10 protein-coding genes are annotated in these 16495 nt (G+C 68.8%); all 10 read right to left on the bottom strand.

The genetic code is table 11. From position 1 onward, the window contains the following. Positions 1-681: 681 nt before the first annotated feature. Positions 682-3867 carry an efflux RND transporter permease subunit gene (locus VP06_RS05210; protein WP_048462770.1) on the bottom strand — a complete coding sequence of 1062 codons (3186 nt, stop codon included), beginning with the start codon at positions 3865-3867 and terminating at the stop codon, positions 682-684. 1 nt (position 3868) lies between these two features. Continuing rightward, complete coding sequence (locus tag VP06_RS05205; protein ID WP_048462769.1) at positions 3869-5083, bottom strand: efflux RND transporter periplasmic adaptor subunit; 1215 nt, start codon at positions 5081-5083, stop codon at positions 3869-3871. A gap of 331 nt (positions 5084-5414) precedes the next feature. Then, positions 5415-6389, bottom strand: coding sequence for an HpcH/HpaI aldolase/citrate lyase family protein (locus VP06_RS05200; RefSeq protein ID WP_048462768.1), 975 nt, complete (start codon positions 6387-6389; stop codon positions 5415-5417). Between the two features lie 215 nt (positions 6390-6604). Then, on the bottom strand, positions 6605-9343 hold the full coding sequence (locus VP06_RS05195; protein ID WP_048462767.1) for a phosphoenolpyruvate carboxylase: 2739 nt from the start codon (positions 9341-9343) through the stop codon (positions 6605-6607). 254 nt (positions 9344-9597) lie between these two features. Further along, positions 9598-10497: a succinate--CoA ligase subunit alpha gene (gene sucD / locus VP06_RS05190; protein ID WP_048462766.1), complete on the bottom strand. Its 900-nt coding sequence runs from the start codon at positions 10495-10497 to the stop codon at positions 9598-9600. A gap of 26 nt (positions 10498-10523) precedes the next feature. Continuing rightward, positions 10524-11693 carry a malate--CoA ligase subunit beta gene (locus tag VP06_RS05185; RefSeq protein WP_048462765.1) on the bottom strand — a complete coding sequence of 390 codons (1170 nt, stop codon included), beginning with the start codon at positions 11691-11693 and terminating at the stop codon, positions 10524-10526. A 131-nt stretch (positions 11694-11824) separates the two neighbouring features. Continuing rightward, positions 11825-12454, bottom strand: a complete 630-nt coding sequence (gene fchA, locus VP06_RS05180) for a methenyltetrahydrofolate cyclohydrolase (RefSeq protein WP_048462764.1) — start codon at positions 12452-12454, stop codon at positions 11825-11827. Continuing rightward, positions 12454-13314 carry an NADP-dependent methylenetetrahydromethanopterin/methylenetetrahydrofolate dehydrogenase gene (locus tag VP06_RS05175; RefSeq protein WP_048462763.1) on the bottom strand — a complete coding sequence of 287 codons (861 nt, stop codon included), beginning with the start codon at positions 13312-13314 and terminating at the stop codon, positions 12454-12456. The genes fchA and VP06_RS05175 overlap by 1 nt, the downstream gene beginning before the upstream one ends. Positions 13315-13397: 83 nt before the next feature. Continuing rightward, positions 13398-14336, bottom strand: a complete 939-nt coding sequence (locus tag VP06_RS05170; RefSeq protein ID WP_048462762.1) for a D-2-hydroxyacid dehydrogenase — start codon at positions 14334-14336, stop codon at positions 13398-13400. A 152-nt stretch (positions 14337-14488) separates the two neighbouring features. After that, entirely contained in the window at positions 14489-15676 is a 1188-nt protein-coding gene (locus VP06_RS05165) for an aminotransferase class V-fold PLP-dependent enzyme (protein ID WP_048462761.1), read from the bottom strand. Positions 15677-16495: the final 819 nt, after the last annotated feature.

Raw genomic sequence — 16495 nt, 5'->3', positions numbered from 1 at the left:
CTTGGACAGATCCAATCGGGAAGCAATCTCTCTGTTCGATTACATCATCTCGACGGACAGAAATTATTACAAAGCTTGCACGATATCAGATAAATGGCTTGTTTATTCTGTTTTCGCCGAGACTGTGCGGACTTACGTAAACTATCCGGTCCGTGGCGATCTTTCTCCTCCGCATCATATGACGGTCCCCAACGATATTATCGGGAAAGGGGCGGGCGAAGACCCTTTGATATGCAGCGAGACGGAGCGGTCGGCACGCAAGGACGCCGCGCTGAGCACGTCGACCCAATCAGGAGGCGGGACATTCCGAGAGCGGAAAATCGTCGCATCCACCAGGACGGCAAAGAGAGAATTCAGTTACCCTATATTCGACACCGACTATCGAACCGCCTTCATCGTTCGAGATAATTCAACTAGAAATTGGATCAAAACTGAAGACGGAAAATGTATAAGCTTTGGTGATGGAGAAATTTTGGTATTTATCTATAGAAAAAGGCATGGACGGTGGAAAATGATCGGTTACGATACTTATGCTACTTATCATTAGAGCGGCGTCCGACAGCGCTGCGATCGCGCGCCGCTCCTGAACTCTGATTTTGCCACATTGCCCGACGAAGCGGAGTCTGGTTCGTAACACGATGCGCTCCCGCCCGCTGATCGACGGACGCGGGAGAGGCCGCTCTACTCCGCCGCATCCCGCAGCCGCGACGGCGCCTCCTCCTCGTCCTCGGGCGCCTCCTCCTTCGCGGCGGGCCCATGCGAGCGGCCGGACAGGAAGGTCGAGAGCCTGTCGAGATAGATGTAGATCACCGGCGTGGTGAACAGCGTCAGCACCTGGCTCACCGCGAGGCCGCCGACCATGGCGTAGCCCAGCGGCTGGCGGATCTCCGAGCCGGTGCCGGTGCCGAACATCAGCGGAATACCGCCGAGCAACGCCGCCATCGTGGTCATCAGGATCGGGCGGAAGCGGAGCAGGGCCGCCTTGCGGATCGCCTCCTCGGGGCCGATCCCCTCCTGACGCTCGGCGACGATGGCGAAGTCGACCAGCATGATGCCGTTCTTCTTCACGATCCCGATCAGCAGGATGATGCCGATCAGCGCGATCAGGCTGAAATCGTAGCCGAACCACAGCAGCATCGCGAGCGCGCCGACACCGGCCGAGGGCAGGGTCGAGAGGATGGTCAGCGGGTGGATGTAGCTCTCGTAGAGGATGCCGAGGATCAGGTAGACCACCACCAGGGCGGCGACGATCAGGAGCGGCACCGTCGAGAGCGATTGCTGGAACGCCTGGGCGGTGCCCTGGAAGCCGGTCGCGAGCGTCGCCGGAATGCCGAGATCCTTCGCCGCCTTGTCGATCGCCGCCGTCGCCTGCCCGAGCGCGATGTTGGGGGCGAGGTTGAAGCTGATCGTCACCGCGGGGAACTGGCCCTGGTGGCTGATCGAGAGCGGGCGCACCGGCACGGTGGTCCAGGTGGCGAAGGCGGCGAGCGGCACTTGGCCCCCGGTGGTCGGCGACTTCACGTAGATGGTGCGCAACGAATCCGGGTTTCCCTGGAGCGCAGGCAGGATCTCCATGATGACGTGGTAGCTGTTGAGCTGGGTGAAGTACTGCGCCACCTGGCGCTGGCCGATCGCGTCGTAGAGCGTGTCGTCGATCACCTGCGGGGTGATGCCGTAGCGCGCGGCGGCGTCGCGGTTGATCGTCAGGGTCAGGGTCGTTCCGTCGGTCTGCTGGTCGGTGGCGACGTCGCGCAGCTCCGGCAGGGTCTTCAGCTTGTCGAGGAGCCGCGGCGACCAGGTGTTGAGTTCGTCGAGGTTCGGGTCCTGGAGCGTGTACTCGAACTGCGTGCGCGAGGCGCGGCCGCCGGTCCGCACGTCCTGCGACGCCTGGAGGAAGACCTTGACGCCTTCGAGCTGCGCGAGCTTCGGCCGCAGGCGGTCGACGATCTGGAAGGCGTTCGCCGCGCGCTCGTCCCGGGGCTTGAGGGTGATGAACATCCGGCCGGAATTGAGCGCCTGACCGCTGCCGCCGATCGACATCGCGATGCTCGCCACATCCGGATCGGCCTGGATCACCGCGCCGACCGCCTTCTGCCGGTCTTCCATGGCGGAAAACGAGATGTCCTGCCCGCCCTCGGTGATGCCGACGATGAGGCCGGTATCCTGCTGCGGGAAAAAGCCTTTCGGGATCACGACGAAGAGGGTGCCGGTGAGCGCCAGGGTGCCGAGGAAGGTCAGGAAGGTCACGACGTGGTGGCGCAGCGCCACGTCGAGAGCGGCTTCGTAGGCCCGCAGCATGCGATCGAAGACGCGCTCGCTCCAGCGGTAGAGCCGGCCGTGCGCGTCCGCCTTGTGCTCCTTCAGGAAGCGCGAGGCCATCATCGGGGTCAGCGACAGCGACACGAAGGCCGAGACGCCGATCGTCATCGACAGCACGACGGCGAATTCGCGAAACAGCCGGCCGATGAGGCCGCCCATCAGCAGCAGCGGGATCAGCACCGCGATCAGCGAGACCGAGATCGACACGATGGTGAAGCCGATCTCGCCGGCGCCCTTGAGCGCCGCCTGCATCGGCTTCATCCCCTCCTCGACGTAGCGGGCGATGTTCTCCAAGACCACGATCGCGTCGTCGACGACGAAGCCGACCGCGATGGTGAGCGCCATCAGCGACAGGTTGTCGAGGGTGTAGCCGGCCATCCACATCAGCGCGCAGGCGCCGAGCAGCGCCAGCGGCACCGTGACGCTCGGGATGATGGTGGCCCAGAGCGAGCGCAGGAAGACGAAGATCACCGCGACGACCAGCGCGATGGTGATGAGGAGCGTGAACTGCACGTCCTCGACCGAGGCGCGGATGGTCTGGGTGCGGTCGCTCAGCGTCTGCACCGTCACGCCCGCCGGGAGCGAGGCGGTGATGCGCGGCAACTCGGCCTTGATCCGGTCCACCGTGTCGATGACGTTGGCGCCGGGCTGCTTGAAGATGACCAGGAACACGCCGCGCTGGCCGTTGGCCCAGGCCGCCTGCTTGGTGTCCTCCGGCCCCGCCACAGCCTGACCGATGTCGCGCACCCGCAACGGCGCGCCGTTGCGATAGGCGATGATGACGTCGTTCCAGTCCTTGGCGCGGGTGAGCTGGTCGTTGGCGTAGACCGTGTAGCTGCGGGTCGCGCCGTCGAAGCTGCCCTTCGGGCTGTTGACCGTGGTGATCGAGAGCTGGCTGCGGACGTCCTCCAGCGACAGGTCCTTGGCGACGAGCTTCGCCGGGTCGATCTGCACCCGCACCGCCGGCTTCTGCTGGCCGCCGATCAGCACCTGGCCGACGCCCGAGACCTGGCTGATGCGCTGCGCCAGCTGCACGTCGGCGGCATCATCCACCTCGGTCAGCGGCAGGGTCTCGGAGGTGGCCGAGAGCAGCAGGATCGGCGAATCGGCCGGGTTCACCTTCCGGTAGGTCGGCGGGCTCGGCAGGGTCTTCGGCAATTGGCCGCTGGCGGCGTTGATCGCCGCCTGAATGTCGTTGGCCGCCGCATCGATGTTGCGGGTGAGGTCGAACTGCACGGTGATCGACGCGATGCCCAACGCACTCGTCGAGGTCATCTGGCTGACGCCGGGCACCTGCGCGAATTGCCGCTCCAGCGGCTGGGCCACCGACGAGGCCATGGTCTCCGGGCTGCCGCCGGGCAGCTGCGCGGTGACCTGTATCGTCGGGAAATCGACCTGCGGCAGGGGCGCGACGCCGAGCAGCGGATAGGCCACGATCCCGATGAACAGGATCCCGGCCATGATCAGCGAGGTCGCGATCGGAAAGCGGATGAAGTAGCCGGAGATGCCGCCGCGCGCGGCATCCTCCTGCCCGGTGCCGAACTGCATGTCAGCGCGCCTCGCTCGAAGCCAGGGCGGCGTTGTCCGCCGCATCTGCGGTGGAATGCGAGGACCCCGCGGGCTTCGCCTCGGCGACCAGCGCCCCCTCCTGCACCCGCGACTGGCCGCGCCAGACGACCGTCTGGCCGGGCGACAGGCCCTGGGTCACCTGGGTGCGGCCGTCGGTGGAGCGGCCGACCGTGATCGGCTGCATGTGGGCGTGGCTCCGGTCGTCGACCACGAAGGCGTAGAGGCCCTTCGGCCCGTGCTGCACCGCGTCGTCCGGCACCGTGACGGCGTCGGGGATCGTGCCGGTCCGCATCTTCGTCGAGACCGACAGGCCCGGCCAGAGGGCGTGATCCGCGTTGGCGAAGGAGGCTTTCAGCCGCACGGTGCCGGTGGCGGTGTCGACCTGGTTGTTGACGAGGTCGAGGCGCCCCTCGGACAACCGCGTCATGCCGTCGGTGCTCCAGGCTTCGACCGGGACCGTGCCGGCGGCGAGCGCCCGCATCACCTCGCCCAATTGCTCCTCCGGCGCGGTATAGACCACGGCGATCGGCTCGACCTGGGCGATGGTGACGATCGCGGTCTGTTGCGCCGCGTTGACGATGTTGCCGACGTCGATCAGCCGGAAGCCGGTCACGCCGTCGATCGGCGCCTTGATCGTCGCGTAGGAGAGCTGCGTCGTCGCGTTGTCGATCGCCGCCTGATCACCGGCGATCTGGGCGGTGAGCTGGTTCACCGTGGCGGTCTGGGTATCGGTCTGCTGGCGCGAGGCGTAGTCGCCGAGCTTGGTGTAGCGCTCCAGGTCGGCCCTGGCATTCTTCACATTGGCCTCGTCCTGGGCCTTCTTCGCCTTCGCCTGCTCGAGGGCGGCCTGATAGGGGCGCGGATCGATCTGGGCAAGGAGGTCGCCCTTCTTCACCACCTGCCCCTCGCGGAAGGCGATCGTCTCGATCTGGCCGTCGACCCGGCTGCGCACCTGCACGGTGTTGTAGGCCTGCACGGTGCCGAGCCCGCCGAGGACCACCGCGAGCGGGCCCTGCTCGACCCTGGCCAGGGTCACCGGGATGGGAGCCGGGGCGCGGGCGGCGGGCTTCGGCGCGGCCGGATGCTCGCGGTTGCGCCAGGCATAAGCCCCGCCGGCGCTGGCCAGGATCGCGAGGGCCAGGAGCCACCCGCCGCGCCGGGGTCTCGCTGCGTCAGCGCCCTGTTGTGATCTCATCGGTCGCACGCTTCCACTCGGGCATCGCCCGGCTCTGCGAGAGTCGCAGCGTCGGACAATGCGGCACCATCGAAGACCGGGAGTGGCGCAGGGTGGTCGTGCGACCGGCGCAACTCCAGTCCGAGGCCGGGTCGCGGGGGGATTTAACCGACCGCCGAGGCGGCCGCGCAGACCGGCATCTGTCGAGCGTATGCCATTCGACTGTTTCTAGCGTGTGCGTGATCCGTGCGGCGCGTCGGCGCGACGAGCAAGTCTGGTCACCTGCCGGTGCAGGGCATGGCAGCCTGCATCGGACGGGAGCCGGCCCGGGGGCCGGCTCTCCTCACCCCCTTTACGCCCGGGCCATGGCGTCGGCCTTGCCGATCAGCGCCTCGGCCATGCGGATCGACGCGATGTCGATGAGCCGCCCGTCCAGCGAGACGGCGCCGCGGCCGGCCTTGGCCGCCTCCTCCATCGCCGCGAGGATGCGGCGGGCCTTGGTCACCTCGGCCTCGCTCGGGGTGAAGACCTCGTTGGCGAGGTCGATCTGCGAGGGGTGGATCGCCCACTTGCCCTCGAAGCCGAGGGCCGCGCAGCGCCGCGCCGCCGAGCGGTAGCCGTCCGGATCCGAGAAGTCGCCGAACGGGCCGTCGATCGGGCGCAGGCCGTAGGCCCGGCAGGCGACCAGCATGCGGTTCTGGGCGAACAGCCACGGGTCCTGCCAATGGGTCTGGCGCTGGCCTTCCGCGTCCTTGTCGGTCAGCACCGAATAATCCGGGTTGACGCCGCCGATCACGGTCGAGCGGGCGCGCAAGGACGCAGCGTAGTCGGCGACGCCGAAGGACATCGCCTCCAGGCGCTTCGAGGACTGGGCGATCGCCTCGACATTGGCCATGCCGAGCGCGGTCTCGATCAGCACCTCGAAGCCGATCTTCTTCTCGCGGCGCTTGGCCTGCTCGATCTGCGTCACCAGCACGTCGATGGCGTAGACGTCGGCTGGCACGCCGACCTTGGGGATCAGGATCATGTCGAGGCGCGGGCACGCCTCCACGATGTCGATCACGTCGCGGTACATGTAGTGGGTGTCGAGGCCGTTGATGCGGATCATCATCGTCTTCGTGCCCCAATCGATCTCGTTGAGGGCCTGGACGATGTTCTTGCGCGCCTGCTCCTTGTCGTCGGGCGCCACCGCATCTTCGAGGTCGAGGAAGATCACGTCGGCGGTCGATTTGGCCGACTTCTCCATGAAGGTCGGGTTCGAGCCCGGCACCGCCAGTTCGGAGCGGTGCAGGCGCGGCGTGGCTTGCTGGACGAGGGTGAAGCTCATGTCGGGGTTCCTCCGTGGGACGAGTTTGGCGTTCCGTCGCGGACGGACGCAACGTGGCGGAAGGTGGGGGGCTGTGGGCCCTGCTGGGCGCAGAGGCTACGAAGGGGAGGGAAGAGCGCGGGTCATCGCCTCTCTCCGCGGGCGGGGAAAGGAGACCGGCGCCTCATCCGTTACTCATGGGCCTTGCCTAATGGGTCTCGCCCGTCGGGCCTCGCCTATCCCGTCGCCCCGAACCCCGTCGCGACGCAGTTGATCGACAGGAGCAGCGCCGATTTCAGCGTCTCGCGCCGCGCCTCGTCGGTCTCGGCCCGGAAGCGGCGCAGGAGATCGACCTGCTCGCGGCTGACCTGGTTGAGCACCGGCAGCCGCTCGGTGAGCCGGCCGCGATAGAGCGGGAAGCGCTCGGCCAGATCGCGCGCACCGCTCACCTCCAGCGCCATCGCGCAGGTCAGCCGGTACTCGGCCTCGATCATCGCGAAGACCGCCTCGCGGGCCGCCTCGTCCGGGCACAACCCGGCGAAGTCGCGGGCGATGTCGAGATCGACCGTCAGCAGGGTCTTCTCGACCTCGTCCATGACCAGCCGGAAGAGCGGCGATTGCTCGAACATCCGCCGCAGCAGGGCCCGGCCGCCCTCCCCGCGCACGTCGAGGAGGCTCTTCAAGCCGCTGCCGACGCCGTACCAGCCGGTGATGCCGTGCCGGTTCTGGCTCCAGGCGAAGACCCAGGGGATCGCCCGCAGGTCGGCGAGGCTGCGGGCGCCGAAGCGGCGGGCCGGGCGCGAGCCGATGTTGAGGAGCGCGATCTCGTCGAGCGGGCTCGCGGCTCCGAAATAGGTCACGAGGTCCGGATGCGTCAGGAGCTGCACGTAGGCCGCCCGCGAGGCGCCGGACAGAGCCTCCATCACGTCGTCGAATTCGGGGTTCGCCGCCGGGCCCCCGCCGGCCGCGCCGTCGATGGCGTGGGCCAGCACCGCGGAGGCCAGAAGCTCCATCTGGTAGGCGGCGGTGCCGCGATTGGCATATTTGAACGAGACCACCTCGCCCTGCTCGGTGGTGCGGAACCGGCCCCGGATCGAGCCCGGCGGCTGGGCGGCGATGGCCCGGGCGGTCGGCGCACCGCCCCGGCTGACCGAGCCGCCGCGGCCGTGGAAGAAGGCGATGCCGATCCCCGCCTGCTCGCCGACCTGGGTCAGCAGCCGTTGCGCCTTCGCCAACTCCCAGTTCGAGGCGACGAAGCCGCCATCCTTGTTCGAATCCGAGTAGCCGATCATCACCTCCTGCACCCCGCCCTGCTGGCGGGCGGAGCGGCGCACGACCGGGATCTTGAGCAGAGCCCGCATGATTCCGGGCGCCGCACGCAAATCGTCGATGGTCTCGAACAGGGGCACGATCGGCAGCGGGCAGATCTCGATGCCGGCCGCGTCGAGGAAGACGCCGGCGGTCTTCGCCAGCAGGTAGACGCCCAGGATGTCGGGCACCGAATGGGTCATCGACAGGACGAAGGACCCGAACGCCTCGCGGTCGAGGCTGCCGCGCATCTCCGCCACCAGCCGGAAGGTGGCGAGCGTCTCCTGCGCCTCCTCGGGCAGGCCGGCGAGGTCGGGCAGGCCGTCGAGGGGGCGCGCCAGCTCGGCCTCGAGCCAGTCCGTCCAGGCCGGGGCGTCGACATCCGGCGGATCGCCCTGTTGCGTGCGGCGCCACAGGGCCTGGAGCGCCCGGGTGGTGCGGGTGGTGTTCTCGCGGATGTCGAGCCGCACGGTCGAGAAGCGGAAGATCTCGACCATCCGGCGCACCGGCCGCACCCGGTTGGCGGCGAGCGACGGGCAGCCTGCCTCGGACAGGCCCTGTTCGAGCGCGCGCAGGTCGGCGATCAGCAGGTCGGCGTCACCATAGCCGGGGCCGACCGGGCCGGATCCCTCCAGCCCGGCGATCGTCGCATCGAGGCGGCGGCTCAGGCAGGTCAGGAATTGCCGATAGGGCTCGCCCGGATTGCGCCGCGCGATCTTTTCGCCGTCCGGCTGCAAGGCGAGCTGCTCGGCGAGGGCCACCCCGAAGGAGGCGGGCACCGGCAGGGAGCGGGCGCTGATCGAGAGGGTCCGGGCGAGCCCGGCGATGCCGTCGCGGTAGCGCGCAAGGCTCGCCAGCGCGTTGCGCCGCAGGGTGCGCCGGGTCACCTCGGCGGTGACGAAGGGGTTGCCGTCGCGGTCGCCGCCGATCCAGGAGCCGAACTGGAAGAAAGCCGGCACCTCGAACCGCGTCCCCGGATAGGCGGCCTGCAACGCCTCCTCGAGCGAGACCAGGGTCTCGGGCAGCATCTCGAACAGCGTCTCGTCGAAGAAGTGCAGCCCCCAGGCCACCTCGCGGTCGACGGTGGGCTTCTCCAGGTGCAACTCGCCCGTCATCCAGACCAGCTCGACCTCGTCGCGCAGGTCGTCCATCAGGGCCTGGCGCTCGCGCTCGGTCCAGCGCGGCATCTCCAGCTCCTTCAGGATCAGGTAGATGCGCCGGAACTTCTCCAGCACCGTGACACGCTTGGCCTCGGTCGGGTGCGCCGTCAGGGTCGGGCGCACGCGCAAGGAGGCCAGAAGCGCGTGCACGGTCGCGGCCGGCACGCCCTGCGCGGCGGCCCGGGCGAGGACGGCGCTGAACGAGTTCTTCAGCCGGTCGCGGCCGGCATTGCGCTCGACGTGGCGGCGCCGGCGCATCGCGGTGTTCTGCTCGGCGATCGCGATCAGCTGGAACCAGATGCCCTGGACTTGCAGCGCCCGTGCGGTCAGCTCCGGCGACAGCCCGGCGATGTCCGCCTGCCCGCGGAGGACCGCTTCCAGCTCCGGCTGGTGGCGCCGGCAGACATCGACCAGCGAGCGGAACAGCACGTCGAGGGCGACGCGGTCCTCGGTGCCGCTGATCAGCGGCGGGACGAACGGCGTGTCGGGAACGGGAGTGTGGATCATCGGGGGCTCCCCGTGGGGATCGAGGGAGGGGGTATCCAGGTGCGGCGCTGGCCTGCCTCCTCTCCCCGCAGGCGGGGAGAGGGCCGTGTCACCGTGCAGGTGACAAAGCCGGCGGAGGCGCAGCCGAAGCGAGGGCGAGGGGGTGGTGCCGGAGGAGCCCCACCCGGAGACACCCCCTCACCCTCGCCCTACGGTCTCCATTCACCCCCGGCGACGGGGGTGAGACCCAACGGTCGTTGAGCCGAACAGCGGGCTCACGCCGCCTTGCGGTACTGCGCCATCACCTGCGCCATGGTGGTCCCGAAGGCGCCCGGGCTCGGCGCTACGGTGAGGCCGTAGGAGCGCATGATCTCGGCCTTCTCGGCGGCGCTGTCGCCGGCGGCCGAAATGATGGCGCCGGCATGGCCCATCCGGCGGCCCTTCGGCGCCGTCAGCCCGGCGACGAAGCCGACCACCGGCTTCTTCATGTTGGCCTGGATCCAGGCCGCGGCCTCGGCCTCCTGCGGGCCACCGATCTCGCCGATCATCAGCACCGCCGCGGTGTCCGGATCCTCCTCGAACAGGGCGAGGTGGTCGAGGAACGACGAACCGTTGATCGGGTCGCCGCCGATGCCGACCGAGGTCGAGATGCCGAGACCCACCGCCTTCATCTGCGCGGCGGCCTCGTAGCCCAGCGTGCCGGAGCGGGAGATCACCCCGACATTGCCCTTGAGGTAGATGTGGCCGGGCATGATGCCGAGCATCGCCTTGCCGGGGGAGATGATGCCGGCGCAGTTCGGCCCCACCACCATCGGGCGGCGCTCCCGGGGGTAGCGCCGCAGGTAGCGCTTGACCCGCATCATGTCCTGGGCCGGGATGCCGTCGGTGATCGAGCAGATCAGCCGGATGCCGGCATCGGCCGCCTCCATGATGGCATCGGCGGCAAACGGCGGCGCCACGAAGGTGATGCTCGCCTCCGCGCCCGTCTCCTGCACCGCCTGGCGGACGGTGTCGAAGACCGGGACGCCGTGCTCGGTCCGTCCGCCCTTGCCCGGGGTGACGCCGGCCACGACCTTCGAGCCGTATTCGATCATCTCGCGGGCGTGGAAGCTGCCCTTGTCCCCGGTGATGCCCTGGACCAGGATCCGGGTCGTCTCGTCGATCAGGATGCTCATCGGACGCCTCTCCTCGCTTCTTGTGCTCAGTTCTTGGTGCGGATGGCGGCCACGGCTTTCTCCGCGGCCTCCGTCAGGGTGTCGGCGGTGATGAGATCGAGGCCGCTCTTCTCGAGGATCGCCTTGCCGGCCTCGACATTGGTGCCGGCGAGCCGGACCACCAGCGGGACGTTGATCTTCACCTCGCGGGCGGCCTGGACCACGCCCTCGGCGATCCAGTCGCAGCGGTTGATGCCGGCGAAGATGTTGACCAGGATTGCCCGCACGTTCGGATCGGACAGGACGAGGCGGAAGGCGGTGGCGACGCGCTGCGGCGAGGCGCCGCCGCCGACATCGAGGAAGTTCGCCGGCTCGCCGCCCGCATGCTTGATCATGTCCATGGTCGCCATGGCGAGGCCGGCGCCGTTGACGATGCAGCCGATCTCGCCGTCGAGACCAATGTAGTTCAGGTTGTGCTCGGCGGCCTGCGCCTCGCGCGGGTCGCTCTGCGACGGGTCGTGCATGTCGGCGATGTTGCGGCGCCGGAACAGCGCGTTGTCGTCGAACGACATCTTGGCGTCCAGCGCCAGAACCCGGTCGTCGCGGGTCACGACCAGCGGGTTGATCTCCAGCATGACCGCGTCGCAATCGCGGAACGCCCGGTAGGCGCTCATGATCGTCTTCACGGCGGCGCCGACCTGCTTGATGTTCAGGCCGAGCTGGAAGGCGAGTTCGCGCGCCTCGAAGGGCTGGAGGCCGACCGCCGGCTCCACCACGACTTGCAGCAGCGCGTCGGGATCGGTCGCGGCGATCTCCTCGATGTCCATGCCGCCGGACTTGGAGGCCACGACCCGCACCCGCTCGACCTTCCGGTCGAGGACGATGCCGAGATACAGCTCGCGCTCGAACGGATCGGCGGTCTCGATATAGACCCGCTGCACCGGCTTGCCCTCGGGGCCGGTCTGGTGGGTGACGAGGCGCCGGCCGAGCAGGTCGGTGGCGGCGTCGCGGACCTCGTGGGTGGTGCGGCAGAGCCGGATGCCGCCGGCCTTGCCGCGGGCCCCGGCATGGATCTGCGCCTTCACGGCCCAGTGCCCGCCGCCCAGTTCGGTGGCGGCGTAGACCGCCTGGTCGGGGCTGAAGGCGACGGCGCCCTTCGGGATCGGCACGCCGAAGCTCGCGAGCAATTCCTTGGCCTGATACTCGTGCACGTCCATGGCGTCCTCCTGTCGTTTGGGCAAAGGCTTCCCGTTCCGGGCGCGAGGGGGTCCCTCGCGCCCGGCTCAAAAAGCGCGGATGCGTTGCTTCACGTCTTCGCCCGGTGACTGCGCCAGGCGGGTGCCGACCGTCAGGTCAGCTTTGACTTCACCAGCCCGTAGACCCGCTCGGTCAGGGCATCGGCGCCGTCCAGCGCCCGGGAGAGATCGGCGAGGCGGCCTTCGGCGAAGGTCCGGTCCTCGATCGCCTTGGCGTTGACATAGACGTTGAGGGCGGCACTGCGCAGGCCGGCCTGGGCGGCCAGCACGGCGACGCCGGCATCGCTGACCACGTTGAGGTTGCCGCGCTCGGCGACGCCCTCGCAGAGATCGATGACTGCCCGGCAGGTCTTGGCGCAGGCGAGCGGCACGTCGGTGGCGAGCCGCAAGGCGTCCTGGATGGCGGCGGCGCGGGCCGCCTTCTCGTCGTCGCTGGCCTTCGGCAGGCCGTAGGCCCCCATCACCGCATCGAAGGCCGTCACGTCCTCGGCGATCATGCCGGTCAGCTCGGCCCGCAAGGTCTCGGCGCGGTCGCGGGTCGCGATCATCTCGGCCTCGACCTCGGCATACTTCTTCTTGCCGATCGTGAGGTTGCAGACCATCGAGACCAGGGCGGCCCCCATGGCGCCGGAGATCGCCGCGGCGCCGCCGCCGCCGGGGGTCGGGCGCTCGCTCGCCAGTGCGTCGAGGAAGCCCGGGATCGTGTCCTCAGGGGTCGCCATCACGCCATCTCTTTCGCGAGCGCGTAGATCTCTTCCGCGTCGAGGACCAGTTCGGCGCTCTCGAACAGCTTGGCGATGCAAGCGCGGTGCAGCTTGAGCTTCAGGCCGCCGATGCCGAGCGCGCCGAACACGGTCTTGCCGTGGCGCTCCTTGCCCTTGTCGGTCGCCTCGATCCCGCCGAAGCCGAGCGGCGGCTGCGCGTTGTAGTCGGCGATGAAGCCGAGGCTGCGCGCCCCGCTCCACTGCGCCTCGGAGGCGAGTTCGAGGCCGATCGCGCCGGCCGCGAAGGCCACCTCGGCCTCGGCGAGGGCCGCGCCGCGGGACTCGGCATCGGCCGTCTCGATCGCCCGGATCGCGACCTTGAACCGCGTCTCGATCGCCCTCGCGGCCTCCTCGGCCTTGGCGAGGTTGCGCCCGGCCAGGGTCACGGTGGCGCCCTCCTTGGCCAGCAAAGCCGCCGAGCGCATGCCGACCGGGCCGGTGCCGGCGAGAACCAGGGCGCGCTTGCCGTGAAGCGAGCCCGCCGCCTTGGCGACGAGGGCGACGCCCGCCGCCGCCGTGGTGTTCGAGCCGTTGGAGTCGAGCATGCACGACACCCGGAACGGGCCGAAGAAGCGCTTGCGCACCGCCTTGAACACCGCCTCGCCGGCCGCCATGCTGCCGCCGCCGACGAAGATCGCGGTCGATTTCTTCTCCGAGCCGCCGCGGGTGTAGATCGTGCCGTCGACCAGCGCCCCGACAGTCTCAGGCGTCACGTTGGGGTAGCCGGTGATGATGTCGGCGCCGCCATCGTAGCCCACCACCACGTCGAACACGCTGGGCATCGGGTCGGTGTCGAACTGGAACAGAAGCTTCTTCATCGTGATCCTTTCCGCCGCGGGCGTCAGAGCCGGCGCGGGGCATCCTTTTACGGTGGCGGGAGCGGGCTGGCGTCCCCTCCGCCCTACTCCACGACGTTCTGCGGCCGTCCGGCCACGAAAGCCTCGATGTTGTCGACGAGCTGGTCGGCCAGGATCTGCATGGCTTGGCGGCTCGCCCAGGCGACGTGGGGCGTGATGATGAGGTTCGGCAGGTCGAGGGCCAGCAGCGGATTGTCGTCGCGCGGCGGCTCGCTGGTGAGCACGTCGAAGCCCGCGCCGCCGATCGTGCCGGCGGTCAGGGCCTCGGCGAGCGCCGCCTCGTCGACGAGGCCGCCGCGGGCGGTGTTGATCAGGATCGCGTCGCGCTTCATCCGCGCCAACTCGTCCCGCCCGATCATGTTGCGGGTCTCCGGCGTCAGCGGCGCATGCAGCGTGATGACGTCGCTCTCGCGGATGATGGTGTCGAGATCGACGAGGCCGGGTTGGGGCATCACGTCGTAGGCGAGCACCCGCATGCCCAGCGCCTCGGCCCGCTGGCCGATCGACTTGCCGAGCGCGCCGTAGCCGACGATGCCCAGCGTCGAGCCGGCGACGTCGCGGATCGGATAGTCGAAGTAGCAGAAGTGCCGCGCCCGGCCCCAGTCACCGCGGCGGACCGAATTGGTGTAGGGCACGATCGCCCGGCGGAGCGCGAAGATCAGTCCGATCACGTGCTCCGGCACGGTGTTGAAGGCGTAGTTGCGGATATTGACGACCGTGATGCCGCGGGACTTGGCGAAGGCTTTGTCGACCACGTCGGTGCCGGTCGCCGCGACGGCGATCAGCTTCAGGTCCGGCAACTGGGCCAGGGTCTCTTCCCGCATCGGCACCTTGTTGATGATGGCGATCTCGGCGCCCTGGAGCCGCGCGACGATCTCGTCGGGCGCGGTCACGGGGTGCTCGACATACTCGTGCGGGAAGCTTGGGGGCCGCAGGGTCGCATCCAGGGTCTCGCGGTCGAGGAAGACGATGCGGTGGGACATGACTCAGGCGTCTCCGGCGGATTATCGTCGCTCCCGCTCTCGGGATTGGCGGGGCGCGACACAATGGCATGCCGGGCCGGGTCCCGGCAGCCGGTTTTCGGGATCGAGCGCCTCCCCCCTCCCCGCCCGCGGGGAGAGGGGAAACCCGAGCCTCACCCCTCGCGGGTGCTGCGGAAATGCTCCGTCGCCGCGGCGACGCCGCTGCCGGGCTGGATGCGGATGCCGGCATCCTGCATCGCCATCTCGACGCCCGCGAGCGCGCCGAGCAGCATCAGCTCGTTGAGGTCGCCGATATGGCCGATACGGAAGAGCTTGCCCGCTACCTGCGACAGGCCGGCCCCGAGGGCGAGGTTGTAGCGGCGATAGGCGATGTCGATCACCTCGGCGCCGTTGATCCCCTCCGGCACCATCACGGCGCTCACCGTGTCGGAATGCCACTTGGGCTCCTTGGCACAGAGCGTCAGGCCCCACGCCTGCACCGCGGCGCGAGTGCCGTCAGCGAGCCGGCGGTGGCGGGCGAAGACGTTCTCGAGCCCCTCGTCCTCGACGCAGCGCAAAGCCTCGCGCAGGCCGTAGAGCATCGGCAGGGCCGGCGTGTAGGGGAAGTAGCCGGTGGCATTGGCCTTCGCCTGGTCGGCGAAGTCGAAATAGACACGCCGGCACTCGGCGGTCTTGGACGCCTCCAGCGCCCGCTTGCTGACGCAGACGAGGCCGAGGCCCGCCGGCAGCATCAGGCCCTTCTGCGAGCCGGTGATGGCGCAGTCGACCCGCCATTCCTCGGCCCGGAAGTCGATGCTGCCGATCGACGAGACGCCGTCGACATAGAGCATCGCCGGATGGTTCGCGGCGTCGATCGCCTTGCGCACCGCGCCGATGTCGGAGGTGACGCCGGTGGTGGTCTCGTTATGGACCACCAGGACGGCCTTGATCCGGTGCTCGCGGTCGGCCCGCAGGGCCTCCTCGATCCGCTCGGGATTGGCGCCGGTGCCCCACTCCTCCTCCTGGACCTCGACATCGAGGCCGACACGGCGGGCGAGGTCGATCCACAGCGTGCTGAACTGGCCGTAGCGCGAGGCCAGGACCCGGTCGCCGGGCGAGAGCGTGTTGGTGAGCGCCGCCTCCCAGGCGCCGGTGCCGGTCGCGGGGAAGAGGAAGATCTGGCCCTCGCGGGACTTGAAGATCTTCTTGGTCTCCTCGAACAGCGGCAGCGTCAGCTCGGGGAAAGCCGAGGAACGATGGTCCTCGGACGGCACGATCATCGCGCGCTGGACCCGGTCCGGGATGTTGGTCGGACCCGGAACGAAGAGGAAGTTGCGTCCCGGACGTCTCGATCCAGCCATGGTGTCTCCTCCGGCCCTGCGGCCTGAACAGCCCGAACGTTGCTCGTCCGGTCACGTGAATTCGGGTGCGCGCCGCCGGCACAATGCCGGTTCGGGTCGGCGCGGGCGCGGTGATCGGAAGAGCGGGTGGCGTGTCGCCGCCGGCCGTCCCGGGTCGCCGTGTCGAGGGCGACTATGCGGGTGCCTGCCCAACAAGGAAAACTGAAAAAACTGAGCCTCACCTTCAAAAATATGAAATGCCGTCGATCATCTTGGCCAAAAGGGGGAGACGAATCCCTCTTTGGCCGCACAGCCTCGGCCCGGCGTCGCCCCATCGTCAGTATTGTCGAGAAACACCGCGAATTTTATCGGATGTGATCAGCAGATCCGATCACGGTCGCTCGGCATCGCCCGCACGAGGCAGCGGCTCGGCCCCGGGGAGGCTCGACCATGAGGGCAGACAGCGTGGGGTCGGGGTCCACGGGCGCGCGGCCACGGACGGTGCGGCGCTGGCCGACCGACTGTCTGTTCCGCCGACGCGAGGAGCCGGACAAGGTCTGCGCGGTGCCGAACGACCTCCCGGTTCCGACCTTCGTCGCTGGCGCGGCCTGGATCTGGAGCAGCACCCGAGCACGTGGTCCCTCGTTAGACCAACGGCCCAAGATGCCGACGCATCGGGCCGTCGACCCATTTCGAATTTTCGATGTCAAGCCGGAGGCTTGGCGACAATTCGAGAACCGAACCAACGGTCGTTGGAAACGACCGTTGGTATGACTGCACTGGGCCGGCTCGGGAGGGGGTGAAATACTGGCTCATGCCACAGGCCGGCGGAAGGCCGCG

The organism is Methylobacterium aquaticum (genome assembly GCF_001043915.1).
Taxonomy (GTDB): Bacteria; Pseudomonadota; Alphaproteobacteria; order Rhizobiales; family Beijerinckiaceae; genus Methylobacterium; species Methylobacterium aquaticum.
This window is presented reverse-complemented; position numbering and strand designations above follow the sequence as displayed.

Excerpts from the sequence above, each read along its gene's own strand:
- VP06_RS05165 (WP_048462761.1), bottom strand. The coding sequence starts at position 15,676 with ATGGCTGGATCGAGACGTCCGGGACGCAACTTCCTCTTCGTTCCGGGT.
- sucD (WP_048462766.1), bottom strand. The coding sequence starts at position 10,497 with ATGAGCATCCTGATCGACGAGACGACCCGGATCCTGGTCCAGGGCATC.
- VP06_RS05185 (WP_048462765.1), bottom strand. The coding sequence starts at position 11,693 with ATGGACGTGCACGAGTATCAGGCCAAGGAATTGCTCGCGAGCTTCGGC.
- VP06_RS05210 (WP_048462770.1), bottom strand. The coding sequence starts at position 3,867 with ATGCAGTTCGGCACCGGGCAGGAGGATGCCGCGCGCGGCGGCATCTCC.
- VP06_RS05200 (WP_048462768.1), bottom strand. The coding sequence starts at position 6,389 with ATGAGCTTCACCCTCGTCCAGCAAGCCACGCCGCGCCTGCACCGCTCC.
- VP06_RS05175 (WP_048462763.1), bottom strand. The coding sequence starts at position 13,314 with ATGAAGAAGCTTCTGTTCCAGTTCGACACCGACCCGATGCCCAGCGTG.
- VP06_RS05195 (WP_048462767.1), bottom strand. The coding sequence starts at position 9,343 with ATGATCCACACTCCCGTTCCCGACACGCCGTTCGTCCCGCCGCTGATC.
- fchA (WP_048462764.1), bottom strand. The coding sequence starts at position 12,454 with ATGGCGACCCCTGAGGACACGATCCCGGGCTTCCTCGACGCACTGGCG.
- VP06_RS05205 (WP_048462769.1), bottom strand. The coding sequence starts at position 5,083 with ATGAGATCACAACAGGGCGCTGACGCAGCGAGACCCCGGCGCGGCGGG.
- VP06_RS05170 (WP_048462762.1), bottom strand. The coding sequence starts at position 14,336 with ATGTCCCACCGCATCGTCTTCCTCGACCGCGAGACCCTGGATGCGACC.